Consider the following 16,425-nt stretch of genomic DNA (forward strand, 5'->3'; position numbering starts at 1 on the left):
ATTCGGGAGTTTTTAAGACGACCGAGTACCGTCTCCCGACATGATCCTGTCGGACGCGGACATCCTCGACCGGCTCGCGGACGGGGACCTCGTGGTCGAGCCGCTCGGCGACGTCGACCAGCAGGTCCAGCCCGCGAGTGTCGACCTCCGGCTCGGCGAGCGCTTCCTGGAGTTCCAGCGCACCAACATCCCCTGCATCCACCCGACCGAGGCCGACGAGGTCGGCGAGTACGTCACGGAGACGACCGTCGCGGAGGGCGACGAGTTCATCCTCCACCCCGGCGACTTCGTGCTCGGGACGACGACGGAGCGCGTCGAGATCCCCGACGACCTCGTCGCGCACGTCGAGGGGCGCTCGTCGCTCGGACGGCTCGCGATCGTCGTCCACGCCTCGTTGCCGCACGACGAAACGGTGTTCCTGTGGACGCCGGACGAGGGGTTCGGATTCTACGAGATCGGCGATATCGTCGAAAACGAACGACCGGCAAGGGCGGTCGCATTTGACCCGGAGACGTTGACAGTGAGAACACACCGCGTGACAGATTATATTACGAATCCGACAAAACAGATCTACCGCGTCACCCTCGAGTCAGGGCGAGAGGTGTTAGTGACGAAAGATCACAATCTGTTCACCCTCAACGCGGACGGCGGTGTTACGCGAATAGCCAGCGAGGACGCGGAAGGGTCCCATGTGATGGTTCCGGGAGTTCTTCCCGCATCTCCGACGGAGGAATCCTCCCTCGATCTGCTCTCACTGCTAGAAGGGGATGACGAAGTTATTGCGTACGCGTCGGACGGGATAGGAGACGTTGTCTGGACCGACGACGTGGCGGAGCCGTCACGGCATCATTACGACTCGCGAAATGCGGCACCGCTATCGTGTGTCTCTAGTGCGGCTGCTCCCGAAAAAGCGGACATCGCGTTCAAGCAGAGCGATTACCGACTGTCCCGCAATCTCGAATTGACCCCAGAGTTCGGTTGGGTACTCGGATTTTACATCGCCGAGGGTTCCGCCCGGCGGAAGCAGGTCCAGTTCGGAAACAAGGACAACACGTTTCTCGACCGGGTCAAAGAGTGGTTCGAGGGACACGACGCCAGTATTCACCGACGAGAAGATGATAATGGCGTCGAGCGACTCACGGTATGTTCGGCGCTGTGGTCGAAGGTCATCCGTGAACTCGCCGGGTCTGGAAGCGAGAAGGATATCCCGGACCGAGCGTGGAACTGGCCAACCGAGGTACTTCGCGGACTGCACGAGGGACTCCTCGACGGCGATGGTTGTCGTCGAGAGTCGAGGGATACGCTGTACACGTCGAACGATTCGCTCGCCGACGGTGCGATGTATCTGGCTGCTCGGCTCGGACTGCACAGTTCCACCTACTCCAGAGAGCGCGAGACCTACATCCCCATGAGCGACGTCACGACAAGCGGGACTGAACACGCCGTCGATACCGCAACTGATCCACACAAACGCGGTCAGTACGTCCCAGTTCCGAGCAAACTGCTACACAAATTGCGGAAAGAGACCGGATTGACGATGAGCGAGGCCGCCGATGCGATGGGATACTCGTCGAAATCGAGTATCTCAAACGTTGAGAATGAGCAGTACGATACCGTCAAACGTGAGACGCTCCGGCGGTTCCACGAGATATATACTGATAACGGTGCTAATACGCGGCGTCTCGATCAGATCCTTCGTGAAGACGTTCGATTCGAGGAAGTCGTCGAAGTCGAAGAGACAGACCGTGTCGAACCCACGTACGACTTGGAAGTTCAGCCTAACGGCAGAACCATAGAGAATTTCCTCGGCGGGAAAGGAGGTGTGTTCCTGTCGAACACCGCCGGCTTGTGCGACCCCGGTTATAAAGGTCAGATCACGCTCGAACTGTCGAACCTCGGCACCGCGCCCGTCGCGCTCTCGCCGGGGATGCGCGTCTCCCAGCTCACCTTCACGGAACTGAAATCGCCCGCCGACCGCCCGTACGGCGCGGAGCGCGGCTCGAAGTACCAGGACCAGGACGGCCCGCAGGCGTCCCGGATCGGCGACGATCCGGAGTTCGACGGCGACGGTGAGACTCCGCGGGCCGGCGACGGCGGCGGAGCGGCAGGAGACCGGACATGAGATTCATCGAGGAGGTCGTCGTCGACGAGTTCCTCCCCACGGTCCGCTCGATGCTGGCGGAGGACCTCCGCGACCGCGGCCTCACGCAGCGGGAGGTCGCCGACGCGCTGGGCATCTCTCAGTCGGCCGTCTCGAAGTACGCCCACGGCGACGTCGCGCGCCACGAGCGGATCGTCGCCGACGACCGCGTCCGCGAACTCGTCGAGCGCGTGGGGGAGGGGCTCGCCGCGGGCGACCTCAGCCCCGTCGCCGCGCTCGTCGAGATCGAAGTGCTGATCCGGCGGTTGGAGGAGGGAGACCTGCTCGCGGACCTCCACGAGGAGGCGATGCCCGCGCTCGCCGACGCCGACGTGGAGTTCTCGGTCCACGACCCGGACAGCGGACTCCGCGAGCGCGAGCGCGTCCTCGGCTCGGTGCGGCGCGGGCTCCGCACCCTGACGAACGCCTCCGGCTTCGCCGCGCTCATCCCGAACGTCGGCGCCAACGTCGCTGAGTGCCTCGACGACGCCCGGACCATCGACGACGTCGCCGCGGTGCCGGGGCGCCTCGTCGACGTGAAGGGACGGGCCATGGTCCCCGGCGAGCCCGAGTTCGGCGTGAGCGAGCACGTCGCGACGGTGCTGCTCGCCGCCCGCGAGGCCGGGTCGAGCGCCCGCGGCGCCGTGAACGTCCGGTACGACCCCGACACCGTCGAGGCGCTCGCCGCGTCGCACCCGACCGTCGAGTTCGACGCCGAACGCCCGACTCGCGAGGCGGTCGCCGACGCGGTCGCGAGCACCGATCCGACCGACGCGCTCGTCCTCTACCAGACCGGTGCGGTCGGCATCGAGCCGATCGTGTACGTCCTCGCACCGACCGCGGCGGAGGCGGCCGGGATCGTCCGCGAGATCGTGTAGGCGAGGCGCGACGGACCGTCGCGGTCCGCTCCCCCGCCGTCCGTGGCAGGCATTCATTATCATGCCCCTCCAATGTCACGTATGACGGGTCCAGACCCGGTTCAGATGGCGGACGACGAGCGCGACGAATTCCTCGGGCGCTCGGGGACGGGAGTGCTCTCCCTGTCGACGCCCGGCGACGACCCCCCGCACTCGGTCCCGGTGTCGTACGGGTACGACCCGGTCGAGGAGGTGTTTTACTTCCGGCTCGCCGTCGGGGAAGAGAGCGGAAAGGCGAACCCCACCGATCGGGGAACCACGTTCGTCACCTACGGGGAGCGCGACGGGCGGTGGAAGAGCGTGGTGGCGCGCGGTCGGTTGGTGTCGACGACCGACGAGTCCCTCTCCACGGAGTCGCTCGCCGGGCTCGAACGGACGAAGCAGATACCGATAGTCGACGTCTTCGGCAAGCCGACGAGTCAAGTGGAGTTCCGGTTTTACCGGCTCGATCCGGACCGGCTCACCGGCCGCGCCGAACGGTCGATGGACCCCTGAGACGCGTCCTTCCGGGGTCGCCGCCGAGCGGACGCGTGCGAACCTCGTTCGAACGATCCGACACCCTTGCGACCGCCGAGAGCGACCCGTCTCGATCGCACCCGAAAATCAGCGGGCTTTAGGCCCGTATCCACCACAACTCGATACACACACCACATGAGCCACGAGGACTTCCCCACCGACGACCCGGCGGTGGTGACCTGTGGACTGCCGTACGCCAACGGCGACCTCCACATCGGCCACCTGCGCACCTATGTCGGCGGCGACGTGTACAGCCGCGCGCTCGAACGACTCGGACAGGAGACCGCGTTCGTCTCCGGCTCGGACATGCACGGGACGCCCGTCGCGGTCAACGCCGAGCAGGAGGGCGTCTCCCCCGAGGCGTTCGCGCTCGACTGGCACGAGCGGTACGCCGAGACGTTCCCGAAGTTCAACGTCGAGTTCGACAACTACGGCCACACGCACGACGAGACGAACACCGCGGTCACCCAGGAGCTCGTCCGCGACCTGGAGGACGCCGGCCACGTCTACGAGAAGGAGATCATGGTCGCGTACGACCCGGTCGACGACCAGTACCTCCCCGACCGGTACGTCGAGGGGACGTGCCCCTACTGCGGCGCGCACGCCCGCGGGGACGAGTGCGACGAGGGGTGCCAGCGCCACCTCGAGCCCGGCGAGGTCGAGGACCCCGTCTCGACGATCACCGGCAACCCCGCCGAGTACCGCGAGCGCACCCACAAGTTCTTCGAGGTCTCCGAGTTCTCCGAGTACCTCTCCGGCTTCCTCGACCGGCTGGAGGGCACCTCGAACGCCCGGAACCAGCCCCGCGAGTGGATCGAACAGGGGCTCCAGGACTGGTGTATCACCCGCGACATGGACTGGGGGATCGATTATCCGGGTGGCGAGGCGACGGAGTCGCCTCGGGGAGGCGGTGAAACCGCCGACCACGACCTCGTTTTATACGTCTGGGTCGACGCCCCGATCGAGTACATCTCCTCGACGAAACAGTACACAGAGCGCGTCGGCGCCGACGCCTTCGACTGGGAGGCCGCGTGGAAGGAGGGCGCGAGCGACGACCACCCCGAGGGCGGCGAGATCGTCCACGTGATCGGCCGCGACATCATCCAGCACCACACGATCTTCTGGCCCGCGATGCTGGAGGCGACGGGCCACACCGAGCCGCGCGCGGTGATGGCGAGCGGCTTCGTCACCCTCGGCGGGAAGGGCTTTTCCACGAGTCGCGACCGCGCCGTCTGGGCCGACGAGTACTTAGAGGAAGGGTTCCACCCCGACCCGCTGCGCTACTACCTCGCGACGAACGGCGGCTTCCAGCAGGACGTCGACTTCTCGTGGGAGAAGTTCCGCGACCGCGTCAACACGGAACTGGTGGGGACCGTCGGCAACTTCCTCTACCGCTCGCTCCTCTTCGCCCACCGGAATTACGAGGACGCGCCCATCGCGGACGCGACGAGCGAGGAGGTCGAAGAGCGGATCGACGAGGCGATCGCCGACGTCGAGGCCGCGGTCAACGACTACTCCGTGCGGGCGCTCGGCGACGCCGTGACCGGGCTCGCGCGGTTCGGCAACGAGTACATCCAGCGCAGCGAGCCGTGGAAGCTCGTCGACGAGGACCCGGACGAGGCCGCGCAGGTGATCCACGACTGCGTCGCGATCGCGAAGGCGATCGCGGTCCTCTTCGAGCCGATCGCCCCGGAGAAGTGCGAGCGCCTGTGGGACCAGCTCGGCGAGGCCGGCTCGGTCCACGAGGTCACCGTCGACGCCGCGCGCGAGGGGCCGACGGGCGATCTGGCGGAGCCGACCGAGCTGTTCGAGCAGATCGAAGACGAGCGCGTCGAGGCGCTGAACGAGAAGCTGGAGTCCCGGGTCGCGGAGGCCGAGGCGGCCGACGGCGACGAGGGAGAAGGCGCAGATGAAGACGCTACCCGCGCAGACGCGGGCGACACTACCACGGACGACACCACCGACATGACCGACATCGAACCCACGGATGACACCACCGACATGACCGACATCGAACCCATCAGCGACGACCGCATCAGCTTCGACGAGTTCCAGGAACTGGACATCCGGATCGGCCGGATCGAGGACGCAGAAGGGATCGAGGGCGCCGACGACCTCCTGAAGCTCCGCGTCGACCTCGGCGCGGAGACCCGAACGATCGTCGCCGGGCTCAAGCGACTCCACGACGTCGACGACCTGCCCGGGACGAAGGTCGTGGTGCTCGCCAACATGGAGAAGGCGGAGCTGTTCGGCGTCGAGTCGAACGGAATGGTGCTCGCCGCCGGCGACGAGGCCGACCTCCTCACTACCTACGAGGACGCCGGTCCGGGCACGAAGGTGAAGTGAGGCGTCGAGCGCGGCGCCGACTCCATCGCGATCGGCCTCAGGCGTCCAGCACCTCGATCAGGTTCCCGTCTGGATCGACGACGAACAGGATCGTGGTGCCGCTCTCGGTCGTGCGCGGCTCGCTGAGCGTTCGCACGTCGTCCTCGAGGGTCAGATAGAATTCCTCCACGTCGTCGACGGAGAGCCCGAGGTGGATCGCGCCCGGTCGATCGAGTTCCGAATCGGGCGTCGGCTCGCCTTCGGGCTCGTACGCGACGAGTTCCACGATCGTCTCGGAGCCCCCCCCGTCGGCGACCAGGTGCGCGAAGTCGGCCGACGCGTCGTCGACGTCGACGGCGTCCGCGAACGCCTCGCCGCCCACGGCGAACTCGGCGGCGACGGTCAGGCCGAACGTCTCGGTGTAGAAGTCGACGGCGCGGTCGAGGTCTGAGACGGTGACGCCGACGTGATGCGGAGTCGGATCGGACATGACTCGACCGACGGCGACCCGTTGCAAAACCGTGTCGACCGGCGGCCGCGGCGACCCCCGTCTGTGAGCGTTCAGAGGAACGCCGCGAGGCCCATCGCCTCCGCGAGCGGGACGCCGGCGACGACGGAGCCGATCAGGTAGCCGCCGATGGCGCCGCCGTTCAACAGCGGGAGCCCGGCGTGGGGACGGCCCTTGATCACCCAACTCATCAGCACGAGGAGCCCGGCGAGGCTCCCGACCATCGCGAGCAGCGCGGGGAGGTTGATGCCGATCAGCGGGACCGCGATCCCGGCCGCGGGGGAGAACGTCGCCGCGCTCGCGACCAACACGGCCGGGATCACGGCGTCGCCGAGCCCGATGAAGAACGCGTCGCGCTCCTCGATCGGCGTGGGGTCCGAGACCTCGGGGCCCCCGCTCTCCTCAGCGCCCTCGCTCTCTTCGACCCTCTCGCTCTCTTCCACGTCGTCGCCGCGGATCTCCTCGGTCTCGTCGCCGTCGCTCTCGCCCTCCCCGTCGTCGTCCAGAAGCGAGAACGACAGCGACAGCGGGATCACCAGGACGACGGGGATGTTCAGGTCCATCACGCCCTCCGCGAGCGACAGCATGTGTTCGGTGCCGTACACCGAGACGGCGTCGTAGACGGCGAGGACGGCGAGCAGGATCAGCGCCGGGAGCAGCCCGAACGAGATGCCGAACAGCCCCGCCGCGCCGGCACCCATCAGCACCCCGGCCGTGTCGATCACGTACCACTCGGGGTGGACGAGGAGGCCGACGCCGACCGCCGCCGCCGGCACGGCCGCCGCCAGCGGCGACACCAGCGCGGAGAAGACGTACCAGGAGAGCCACGCGGAGACGCCGACGATGAGGAGCCGGATCGCGCCGTCGAAATTGTATTTAAATGCCGCGAGCATCAGGGTCGTCATGACGAGGATCGCGAGGACGTACACGACGCTGTTCGTGGGGTCGTCCGGGTTCTCGACCGCCTGATAGCCGCTCTCGGCGAACTCGGGGACGAGCGCCAGCGCGCCGAGCTGGACGGCCAGGAACAGACCGACGACGAAGGCGACGCCGCGGTACTCGCGGGGGAACATTCGACCGACCGTTCGGGATCGGGGGGTTTCGTCCTTGCGCTTCGGACCGGCCGCCGGGCGTCTGCTGCGTGCTGCAGAAGAGGTTCGGGTACGATGTGGGAGCGGGTCGGACCCGAACCCGAGAGCCGACGGACGGTGGAAGCGAGCGCCCGGCCGACCCGCCCGAAGCGGACGGGCCGGCGGGGTCGTCCGCGGCGTGTACGGCCAGTCAGATCCGGGACAAGAAGCTACCGCTCGAATTATCACGGCCGATAGGAGACGGCGGGGGGACTGCGACGCGTCTGGCCGTCGTGGTCGAGAGAAGGGGAGAGAGGAGCGGCGGAAGCGGCGAAGGTGGGACGCGGCGAAGGTGGGACGCGGCGAAGGTGGGACGCGGCGAAGGTGGGACGCGGCGAAGGTGGGACGCGGCGAAGGGAGAAGCGGCGAAGGTGGGAAGAGGTGGACGGGAGGCGGGCGGCGGCGACCGAACAGCGGACCCCCGGGCTGTTGACGTCGCCGCCCGAGTGGTCGGGACGGGCGCGTGGTGTTGTCACCGAACTCCAACGAGAAAAGCGTCGGACTTCGGCAATGTATCCTTGTCGCTTCTCCGGTATAAACTAGACGGTCCGCGATCGGCGTGTGCCGCTGCGGTCACAAGGTCGCTCGATCGACGCTCGGGGGAGCCGGTCAGCGCCGGTCTCGCAGCGCCGGGAACTCGTCGCGTACCGCCGCGACCCGCTCCGGATCGACCTCGGTGGTCACCGTGGTCGGCTCCTCGCCGGCGGACGCGAGCGTGGTGCCCCACGGGTCGTAGACGGTCGTCCGTCCGCAGAGCGCGTCGCCGTCGAACGCCCCGCTCCCGTTGACGGTCGCCACGTACGCGAGATTCTCGATCGCCCGCGCCCGGCCGAGCGTCCGCCAGTGCTCCACGCGCGGATACGGCCACGCGCTCGGCACCAGCACACACTCGACGCCGGCTTCGACCATCTCGCGGAACTGCTCCGGGAACCGGAGGTCGTAACACGTCGTGACGCCGACGCGCACGCCCTCCAGGTCGACGACCGGGACCCGCTCGCCGGGGACCATCCGGTCGGTCTCCTCGGAGCCGTAGCCGAACAGGTGGTGCTTGCGATAGACGAGCCGGCGCTCCCCGTCGCGGTCGAAGAGGACCGCCGCGTTCGCGAGCCCCTCCGCCGCCGGGACGTCGATCCCGTCGGCGGCGGAGGCCGCGAGGTCCTCGACGACGGTCCCCGCGAGGAGGGTGACGTCGACGTCGGCCGCGACCGCGGCCAGCCGCGACAGCCGGTCGCCGGCGAGGCTCTCCGCCGCGCGATCGTACGCGTCGAACGCGAAGTAGCCGACGTCGAACAGCTCCGGGAGGACCACGAGGTCCGCACCGTCGGCGGCGGCCGCCCGGACTCGCTCGACCGCACCGTCGACGTTGGCCGCGACGGCGCCCCCCTCGACTCCGAGCTGGACGCAGGCGACTCTCACGCCGTGGGGCCGAGCGAGGCGCGGAGCGCGTCCTCGAGGTTGTCGAGCTCCGCGTCGAAGTTCCGCTCGAAGAAGGACTCGACGCCCGGCAGGCGGCCGTCGACGACGAACTCGTTGGCGAGCCGACACCCGCTCTCGGTCTCGGTGATCGTGTGTTCGCCCGTCACCCGGAACGCCTTCGACTTGCCGACGAACTTCACCCGGTTCGGCGGGTCGCGTTCGACTTCCTCCGTCTCGACGGAAATCGTCGAGCGGATCATCGGGATCGGGAGCGCGACGTGCCAGGTCGCACGTCTTTGGTCGTGGACCTCGAAGGTGTCGACCACGCTGATCGCTCCGGCGCGCTTCTCGGCGTCCGAGATGAACGCCCACACGTCCGTCGGGGGCGCTTCGAACTCGAACGTCCGGGAGACTCGGACGGTCATACTTCCCAGTAGGTGCCACGAGGGTTAAAAATACGCGAGTCGGCAGCGGCGGTCCCGCGGTCCGAACGCCGGTTCAGATCGGAGGGCGTCTCCGGTTCGACGCCCGACTCAGCCCTGGGGTGTCACTCGCCACGTCGTCGACCGGGCCCGGCCCCACTTTTCGATGTCGACGTCGTCGGACTTCTCGGCGAGTCTGGGGAGACGCGAGCCCACCTGCTTGGCCGTGAGACCGATGGCGTCGGCGATCGTCTTCGAGCGGACGTACCGCTCGCCACGGGTGACGCTGTCCGTGAGGTACGCGAGGATTCGCTGCTCCTCCTCGGTGTACTCGCTCATACCGCTTACGTACGCGTCTGACGTTCTTAACGGTTTCTCGTCGTCCGGTCGCTCAGTCGAACACCTGCACGGCGACGACCGCACAGGTGGCGAAGACGAACGCCGCCGCGAACCCCCACGCGCGGCCGAGCTGCGACGGGTACCCGAACATCAGCGCCGTCCCGACGAGCGCGACGGCCCCCAACGCGAGCGCCACGCCGATCTCCATGTCCGACTCGATGGATGCCTCGCTCATACCCGACGCTTCGCGGGCCACTACTTAGTTCATGCGAAGGGCGTGATGCATCATGCGAAGGGCGTGATGCATCACGCGACGGACGCGCGAACGGCGAGACGGCCTCTCAGATGATCTCGACGTGTTCGGACTCCTCGTTGAGCGCGAGGTTCGCCGCGATCTCGGCGTTTCGCATCGCGTACTCGGCGGTGTGCTGGAGGCTGACGAGCACCTCGCGGGTCATCAGCAGGGTCCCGTTGTCGAGGTCGTCCGGGAGCTCGCCGAGGATCTCCTGCTCGCGGTCCTCCAGCCGGGCGAACAGGTCGCGACACTCGACGGTGAGGTCGTAGTCGCGCTCGACCACCGCCCTGACCGCGAGCGCCGTCAGGTCGTCCACCTGATCGGTGAACTCGCGGATCTGGCGCATGGTGGCGCTGTCGACGTCGAGCGTGTGGCCGTCGGCCTCCATCACGATGTCGGCGATGTCCTCCGCGTTGTCGGCGGTGAGCTCCAGGTTCTTCGCCACGGACCGGTAGCCGATGAGCGGGAATCCCTCCTCGAGACCGACCGCGCGGGCGAGGTTCGGGTTCTGGTACGCCGTGAAGATGAGCCGCAGCAGGAGGACGAAGATCTTGTTCGCCTGCCGCTCGCGGTTGAGCGCCCGCTGCGCGAGGTCGGGGTTCCCGTGAGCGAGCGCCTTCACCGCCTCGCCCCGCATCGTCGACCCCGTGTTCTCCAGCCGCTCGAGCAGGTTGTCGAGGGTGAAGTCCTCCGGGTCGACCGAACAGCGGATGGAGATGTCCTCCGGCGTCTCCTCGATGACGCCGAGCCCCATCAGCTGCGTCTCGGCCTTATAAACCGCGTTGATGTGTTCGCTGTCGAGGGTCCCTTCGCTCCGGACGTGGATCACGCGCCGCCCGAGCACGTACTGCGCGACGATGGCCCGCTCCAAGGACCGGGCGTCGAGCCCGTCGGCGTTGATGACGGCCTCCGACTCCTCCGTGCTCACCGACTCCGGGAGGACCGTGAGCGTCCCCTTTCCACCCATCCGCAACGAGACCTCGTCGCCCTTGTTGACGCCGTGTTCCTGTGCCCACTCGGCGGGGAGCGTCATCGCCAGCGTCGACGGACCCAGCCGCTGGACCTTCCGCGTTTCCATGCGGAAGAGTATCGCGGGATAGACCTTAACCTTGTTCCTATGTTCATTATACGCTTCGTCGAATATACAAGGGATTGTGGCGCGAACTCGGAGGCGACTTCCGGGGAGTCGTTCGACGTTTCCGGCGAGGCGGAGAGCGACGCGGGGGTCCCGGAACGGTTCGAGGCGCACGATCGACGGAACCGCGTTCCGGACGCCGCAGCGGTGAGGTGAACGAGCCTCGATCGGTAGGAGAAGATGACGGCGGCGGCGAGTATCGGTGCCGCCAGACACGTCACGAGAGCAGGGCCGAACGGACCTCGGCACCGGAGAGCGGAGACCGAACGGACCTCGGCACCGGAGAGCGGAGACCGAACGGATATCGCCACCGGAGAGCGGGGCCGAACCCGGCGGCGACCGACGACGCGTCCTTTCACGCCGGGCCGAACGATCCCAGGATCGACGAGAGGGCGCTGGCGAGCTCCTCGAACCGATCGATCTCCATCGAGTCGGTCGTCACCCAGACGCCGTGTTCCCCGGCGATCACGCGCGTGAGATACCCGTTCTCGAACACGCGAACGGTGAACAGGTAGTCGCCCAACTGCGTTTCGGCGTACAGCGACTGCGAGTGGAATCCCTGGCGCTCGTTCTCCGCGAACCCCACGAGGTCGGCGGTCCGGCTCAGGTCGCTGCGCAGGTACAGCTGCGTGACCCCATCGTCGGTAAAGTACGTGAGGCTCCGGAGCTCGTCGCCGGTCGCCGTTCGCGCCGCGCTGAGCAGCTCGTCGACGTGAGGATCAGGTGGGTGCGACATAGTACCACGATCAGTCGTCGGATACATGAGCGTATGGGTGGTCGCAGATGCGACGGGAGATCGACGACTCGGCCCGAACGCCTAGCGGTCGCCGGCTCGTCCGCTCCGCGCTCGTCCGGCCCGTCCGATCTCGCCCTCTGCGCCGGAAGGGCAGAGTTTAGGGACTCCCCCGCCGTCGACCCGCCATGAGCGACTACGACGACGTCTGCGTCCTGCTGCCCACGATGGACGAGGTCGAGACGGTCGCGCGCGTCGTCGAGGCCTTCCGCGACGCCGGGATCGGGAACGTCCTCGTGATCGACGGCGGGTCCGGTGACGGGACGCGGGCGGCCGCCCGCGAGGCCGGTGCTCGCGTGGTCGTGCAGTCCGCACACGGGAAGGGGCAGGCCGTCCGCGAGGCGGTGCGCGACCACATCGACGCCCCGTACGTCGTGATGGCCGACGCCGACGCGACGTACGACGCGGCGGACGTCGACGCGATGCTCGAACCCCTGCTGGACGGCGAGGCCGACCACGTCATCGGGAACCGGTTCGCCGACATGCGTCCGGGAGCGATGACCCGGCTGAACCGGATCGGGAACCGGATCATCAACCTCGCGTTCCACGCTATCCACGGCGAGGGGTACCGCGACATCCTCTCCGGGTACCGGGCGTTCACCCGTGAGTCGTTCCTCCGGCTCCACCTCACCGCCGACGGGTTCGGGATCGAGACGGAGATGGCGGTCGAGTGCGTGAAACAACAGATCCCGGTCGCGGTCGTCCCGATCACCTACCGCGAGCGCCCCGGCGGCTCCGCGACGAACCTCCACCCGATCCGCGACGGCGGCGTGATCTTCCTCGAACTCTACCGCAAGGCGAAGACGAACAACCCCCTGTTTTATTTCGGGAGCATCGGCGCGGTGTCGACGGCGGCGGGCGCGGTCATGACCGCGTACGTCCTCTACGAGTGGTTCGTGTTCCGGGTGTCCCACGAGGTGATCACCGTCGGCGCCGTCGGCGCGGCGATCCTCGGTATCCAACTGCTGATATTCGGCGTGCTGGCGGACATGATCCTCTCGCTCCACCGCGAGCAGGTGGCGCGTCTCGAGCGGGCGTTCGAAGACCGCGACGCAGAGGGATCGAGAGACGTGGGCGGCATCGAGCGGCCGACCGAGGGCGACGACGACTGAGAACCAGCGACGGGAAACGCGGCGATAGCCGGTCTCGACCGCGCTGACCCGAGCACACCCTTTATGTCGATACGCGGAAACGAGTTGCCATGGACGAGAAGCGGTTGCTCATCGCCCTCTTCGGTCTCGCGGTCGCGCTCGTCGTCGGATTCATCGGCTATCAGTTCATCGCCCCGCTCACGGTCGCCGTGTTCCTCTACTACTCGACGCGACGGCTCTTCCACCGGCTCGACCGGTTCCGGATCCCCGCCCGCGTCCGGGCCGTCCTCTCCCTGTCGCTCATCGGGATCCCGCTGATCGGCCTCTTGGGGTACACGGTGCTGCTGGTGCTGATCGAGGCGCGCCGGTTCATCGAGCGGTATCCGGTGGCCGAGACGATCGGCGCCGACACCGAGTGGGTCGGTGACTTGGCCGAGCTCTCGAACCCTTCCCTCGACGAGTTCGTCGCCGCGTACCGCTCCGGGCAGCTCGACCCATTCATCGAGTTCATCTCCGATCAGGCAGGGCTGCTGGCGAGCACGCTCTCCGGGCTCGTTCTCAACCTCCTGATCGTCGTCGTCGTCACGTACTACCTGCTGCTCGACGGGTCGAAGCTCCACGATTGGCTGCTCACGCTCGACGACGACGCGGTGATTCGGGAGTACCTCGAAACCGCCGACGCCGAGCTGGAGGCGGTGCTGTACGGAAACCTGCTCAACGTCATCGCCATCTCCATCATCGCGGTCATCACGTACACCGCGTACAACGTGGTCGCGCCGCCGAGCGTCGAGATCCCGTACCCGGCCCTCGCGGGCGCGCTCACCGGGATCGCGAGCCTGATCCCGGTGATCGGGATGAAGATCGTGTACGTCCCGTTGGCGGTGGTGACCTCGGTCCCGACGATCCTCGGCGACGACCTCGCGCTGCTCGCCTACGTCGCCGGGTTCCTCGTCGTCGTGGCGGTCGTCGTGGACACGATCCCCGACATCCTGCTCCGGCCGTACTTCAGCGGGAAGACGACCCACGTCGGGCTGCTCATGCTCGCGTACATCTTCGGACCCGTCGTCTTCGGCTTCCACGGGCTGTTCCTCGCGCCCATCGTGTTGGTGCTGGCGCTCACGTTCGCCGACACGGCGCTGCTCCGACTGCTCGGCCGCGACCCGGACGAGACCGGCGCCAAGAGGGGGGCCGCGTCGGTCCCCAGCGGACAGCGGCGGCTCGACGAGTTCTGACCGGCGGGTCGCGGGTACGCGAGTTCATCCGCGCCGCCGGGTCGAAGAGATATCAGCGCCGCCGAGCCGAAGAGATAAGCCCCCGCTCGCCGACCGGGGTGACGTATGCGTGTGCACGTCATCGGTCTCGGCGGCGCCGGAGGCCGGGTCGCCGACCGGCTCGCGGGCGATCACGGCGACGACCGCTTCTTACAGGGGATCAACGCGTTCGACACGGACGCGGCGGCCATCGACGCCCTCCGGCGGATCGACGAGTCGCGCCGGTACCGCTTCGGCGACGCGGCCGACGGGAGCGGTCTCGACGGCGACCTCCACGCCGCCCGGCGGCTCGGCGACGCCCACGCGAGCGAGCTCGGGCGAGTCATGGACGACGAGAGGCCGTCGACCGCGGAGGCGTTCGTGCTCGTCGTCGGTCTCGGCGGCGGCGCCGGTGCCGGGGTCGCGCCGGCGCTCGCCGAGGAGCTGTCGCGGCTGTACGACGCCCCTGTGTACGCCGTCGGCCTGCTCCCGACGCCGGCGGAGTCGTCCGCCAGCGAGGTCGACCCCGTCCGCGGGAGCGCGACCGACCCCGCCGAGCGCGAGCCCGAGCGCCCGCTCGCGGAGAAGAACGCGGCCCGGACGCTCGACGCCCTCTCCGACCACTGCGCGGCGCTGTTCCCGTTCGACAACGCCGAGTGGCTCCGTCCCGGCGAGACGCTCGACGACGCTCGGGACCGGTTGAACGGCGCGGTCGCCGACCGCGTCGCGGCGCTGTTCGGGGCCGGCGAGGCGGGCGACGGGGACTCGACCCCGCAGCAGGTGCTGGACGCGAGCGACGTCGCTCGCGCGGCGGGCGGCGACGGGGAGGTCGCGGCGATCGGTCACGCGACGCAGGCGGTCGAGGCGCCCGCGGCGGGATCGCGGTTCGGGCTCGGGCTGTTCGGCTCGGGCGAGCCCGCGGAGGTCGACACAAGCGCCGCGGTGTCGGCGATCGAGACGACGATCCGGAAGGCGACCCGCGGGAAGTCGACCGTCGAGGTCCCCGAGGGCCGCGCTGACCGGACGCTGCTCGTGGTCGGGGGGCCGCCGTCGTGGCTCAACCGGCAGGCGATCGCCGACGGTCGGAGGTGGCTCGCCGAGGAGACCGGATCGGACGCGATACTGAGCGGCGACGCGCCGGACCCGGACGCCGAGGCGGTGTTCGCCGTGGTGTTGCGGTCGGGGATCGACGAGCCGGCGCGGCTCCGGGAGATCCGCGAGTCGATCGCGTGACGGTCGTCGGCCGGGGGTGTCCCGCGCCGGCCGCCGGACGGCCCGGTCGCTCTTGACCCGAATCGATTAACCGCTTGAGGCGCCCAGTTCGGCCGTGACCACCCACGCCGACCTCGGACTCGACCTCGACGTGCGCGACACGGACGCGGTCGCCGACCGGCGCGACGAGCTCGTCGCCGCGGTCCGCGACCACGCCGGGACGATCGCCTACCAGCTCGCCAGGCTCCAGGGCGGCGACTACGGCCGGCGGGAGCTGCCGACGCCGGGCGGCGCGTGGACCGTCAAACACGAGGCCGGGGAGCTGGAGTTCCTGCTGTTCTCGCCGAAATCGGGCTCGGACGTGTACGTCGTCTCGACGAAACAACCGCCCGACCCGTCCGACCTGGCGGGCGCGCTCGGCGATTACGCGAACTTCGTCGGCGCGTGGAACGAGTACGTCGCGTCGCTGTCGGGCGTCCTCGACGGCGTGAGCGCCGAGTTCCCGGAGCCGGCCTCGACCGACGGGGTCGTCGCCGAGCGCGATCGCGTGCTGGACGCGGTCCGAGAGGCCTGCACCGTCATGGCCGGCGAGATCCACCGTTACGAGGGCGACGACTACGGGACCTACACCGCCCGCGTCGACGGCGACCGCTGGGAGCTGAAGTGGGACGAAGGGACCGTCTCGTACCTCCGAGTCGGCGGCTCCGGCGGGCTCTACCTCCTCTCGCAGTACGAGGCGCCCTCGGCGGCAGACGTGCGCGAGTACGCGGAGCCGTTCCGCGGGTTCGTCGAGGCGTACAACGAGTTCGTCGCCGATCTAGAGAGCGACCTCGCGACCGTCGAGCTGTAGGCGCGTCGGCCGTTCGTAACCGGAAAAACCCACGATCGTGCGTATCGAGCCGCCCGATGTGGGAATATTTATGCAGCGACGTCGGG

General features: G+C 68.3%; 16 protein-coding genes and 1 pseudogene. 9 read left to right on the forward strand and 8 right to left on the reverse strand.

Annotation, left to right across the window (positions count from 1 at the left end; genetic code table 11):
- Positions 1–40 precede the first annotated feature (40 nt).
- The 5 genes and pseudogenes from dcd to metG form a co-directional block, all read left to right on the forward strand.
- Positions 41–394, forward strand: a pseudogene (gene dcd, locus R6U01_RS04175) (dCTP deaminase); the annotation flags it as partial.
- Positions 395–412: 18 nt separating this feature from the next.
- Positions 413–2,122 (forward strand): dCTP deaminase domain-containing protein, encoded by a 1,710-nt coding sequence (locus R6U01_RS04180; RefSeq protein WP_410285282.1) that lies wholly within the window; start codon positions 413–415, stop codon positions 2,120–2,122.
- Complete coding sequence (locus R6U01_RS04185) at positions 2,119–3,018, forward strand: thiamine-phosphate synthase family protein (RefSeq protein ID WP_410285202.1); 900 nt, start codon at positions 2,119–2,121, stop codon at positions 3,016–3,018. Before R6U01_RS04180 ends, R6U01_RS04185 begins: the two co-directional genes overlap by 4 nt.
- An 81-nt stretch (positions 3,019–3,099) precedes the next feature.
- A complete protein-coding gene (locus R6U01_RS04190) occupies positions 3,100–3,552 on the forward strand; it encodes a pyridoxamine 5'-phosphate oxidase family protein (protein ID WP_410285203.1) in 453 nt (150 codons plus the stop codon).
- A gap of 156 nt (positions 3,553–3,708) precedes the next feature.
- Entirely contained in the window at positions 3,709–5,919 is a 2,211-nt protein-coding gene (metG, locus tag R6U01_RS04195) for a methionine--tRNA ligase (RefSeq protein ID WP_410285204.1), read from the forward strand.
- A gap of 37 nt (positions 5,920–5,956) precedes the next feature.
- Here metG and R6U01_RS04200 read toward each other — a convergent pair whose 3' ends face one another.
- The 8 genes from R6U01_RS04200 to R6U01_RS04235 form a co-directional block, all read right to left on the reverse strand.
- On the reverse strand, positions 5,957–6,388 hold the full coding sequence (locus R6U01_RS04200) for a VOC family protein (protein WP_410285205.1): 432 nt from the start codon (positions 6,386–6,388) through the stop codon (positions 5,957–5,959).
- Between the two features lie 71 nt (positions 6,389–6,459).
- Entirely contained in the window at positions 6,460–7,479 is a 1,020-nt protein-coding gene (locus R6U01_RS04205; protein ID WP_410285206.1) for a presenilin family intramembrane aspartyl protease PSH, read from the reverse strand.
- Positions 7,480–8,145: 666 nt separating this feature from the next.
- Positions 8,146–8,952: a nitrilase-related carbon-nitrogen hydrolase gene (locus R6U01_RS04210; protein ID WP_410285207.1), complete on the reverse strand. Its 807-nt coding sequence runs from the start codon at positions 8,950–8,952 to the stop codon at positions 8,146–8,148.
- A complete protein-coding gene (locus R6U01_RS04215) occupies positions 8,949–9,377 on the reverse strand; it encodes a CoxG family protein (RefSeq protein ID WP_410285208.1) in 429 nt (142 codons plus the stop codon). The genes R6U01_RS04210 and R6U01_RS04215 overlap by 4 nt, the downstream gene beginning before the upstream one ends.
- Positions 9,378–9,485: 108 nt before the next feature.
- On the reverse strand, positions 9,486–9,713 hold the full coding sequence (locus R6U01_RS04220) for a hypothetical protein (protein ID WP_007998354.1): 228 nt from the start codon (positions 9,711–9,713) through the stop codon (positions 9,486–9,488).
- 52 nt (positions 9,714–9,765) lie between these two features.
- Positions 9,766–9,948 carry a hypothetical protein gene (locus R6U01_RS04225; protein ID WP_410285209.1) on the reverse strand — a complete coding sequence of 61 codons (183 nt, stop codon included), beginning with the start codon at positions 9,946–9,948 and terminating at the stop codon, positions 9,766–9,768.
- A 106-nt stretch (positions 9,949–10,054) separates the two neighbouring features.
- Positions 10,055–11,086 carry a PhoU domain-containing protein gene (locus R6U01_RS04230; protein WP_410285210.1) on the reverse strand — a complete coding sequence of 344 codons (1,032 nt, stop codon included), beginning with the start codon at positions 11,084–11,086 and terminating at the stop codon, positions 10,055–10,057.
- A gap of 412 nt (positions 11,087–11,498) precedes the next feature.
- Complete coding sequence (locus tag R6U01_RS04235) at positions 11,499–11,879, reverse strand: hypothetical protein (RefSeq protein WP_410285211.1); 381 nt, start codon at positions 11,877–11,879, stop codon at positions 11,499–11,501.
- A 185-nt stretch (positions 11,880–12,064) separates the two neighbouring features.
- Here R6U01_RS04235 and aglJ point away from each other — a divergent pair, with 185 nt between their 5' ends.
- The 4 genes from aglJ (at position 12,065) to R6U01_RS04255 (ending at position 16,339) form a co-directional block, all read left to right on the forward strand.
- Positions 12,065–13,048 (forward strand): S-layer glycoprotein N-glycosyltransferase AglJ, encoded by a 984-nt coding sequence (aglJ, locus tag R6U01_RS04240; RefSeq protein ID WP_410285212.1) that lies wholly within the window; start codon positions 12,065–12,067, stop codon positions 13,046–13,048.
- An 89-nt stretch (positions 13,049–13,137) separates the two neighbouring features.
- Complete coding sequence (locus R6U01_RS04245; protein ID WP_410285213.1) at positions 13,138–14,259, forward strand: AI-2E family transporter; 1,122 nt, start codon at positions 13,138–13,140, stop codon at positions 14,257–14,259.
- 105 nt (positions 14,260–14,364) lie between these two features.
- Positions 14,365–15,510 carry a cell division protein FtsZ gene (locus R6U01_RS04250; RefSeq protein ID WP_410285214.1) on the forward strand — a complete coding sequence of 382 codons (1,146 nt, stop codon included), beginning with the start codon at positions 14,365–14,367 and terminating at the stop codon, positions 15,508–15,510.
- A gap of 94 nt (positions 15,511–15,604) precedes the next feature.
- Positions 15,605–16,339: a hypothetical protein gene (locus R6U01_RS04255; protein WP_410285215.1), complete on the forward strand. Its 735-nt coding sequence runs from the start codon at positions 15,605–15,607 to the stop codon at positions 16,337–16,339.
- Positions 16,340–16,425: the final 86 nt, after the last annotated feature.

The organism is Halorubrum sp. (assembly GCF_046498025.1).
Classification (GTDB): domain Archaea; phylum Halobacteriota; class Halobacteria; order Halobacteriales; family Haloferacaceae; genus Halorubrum.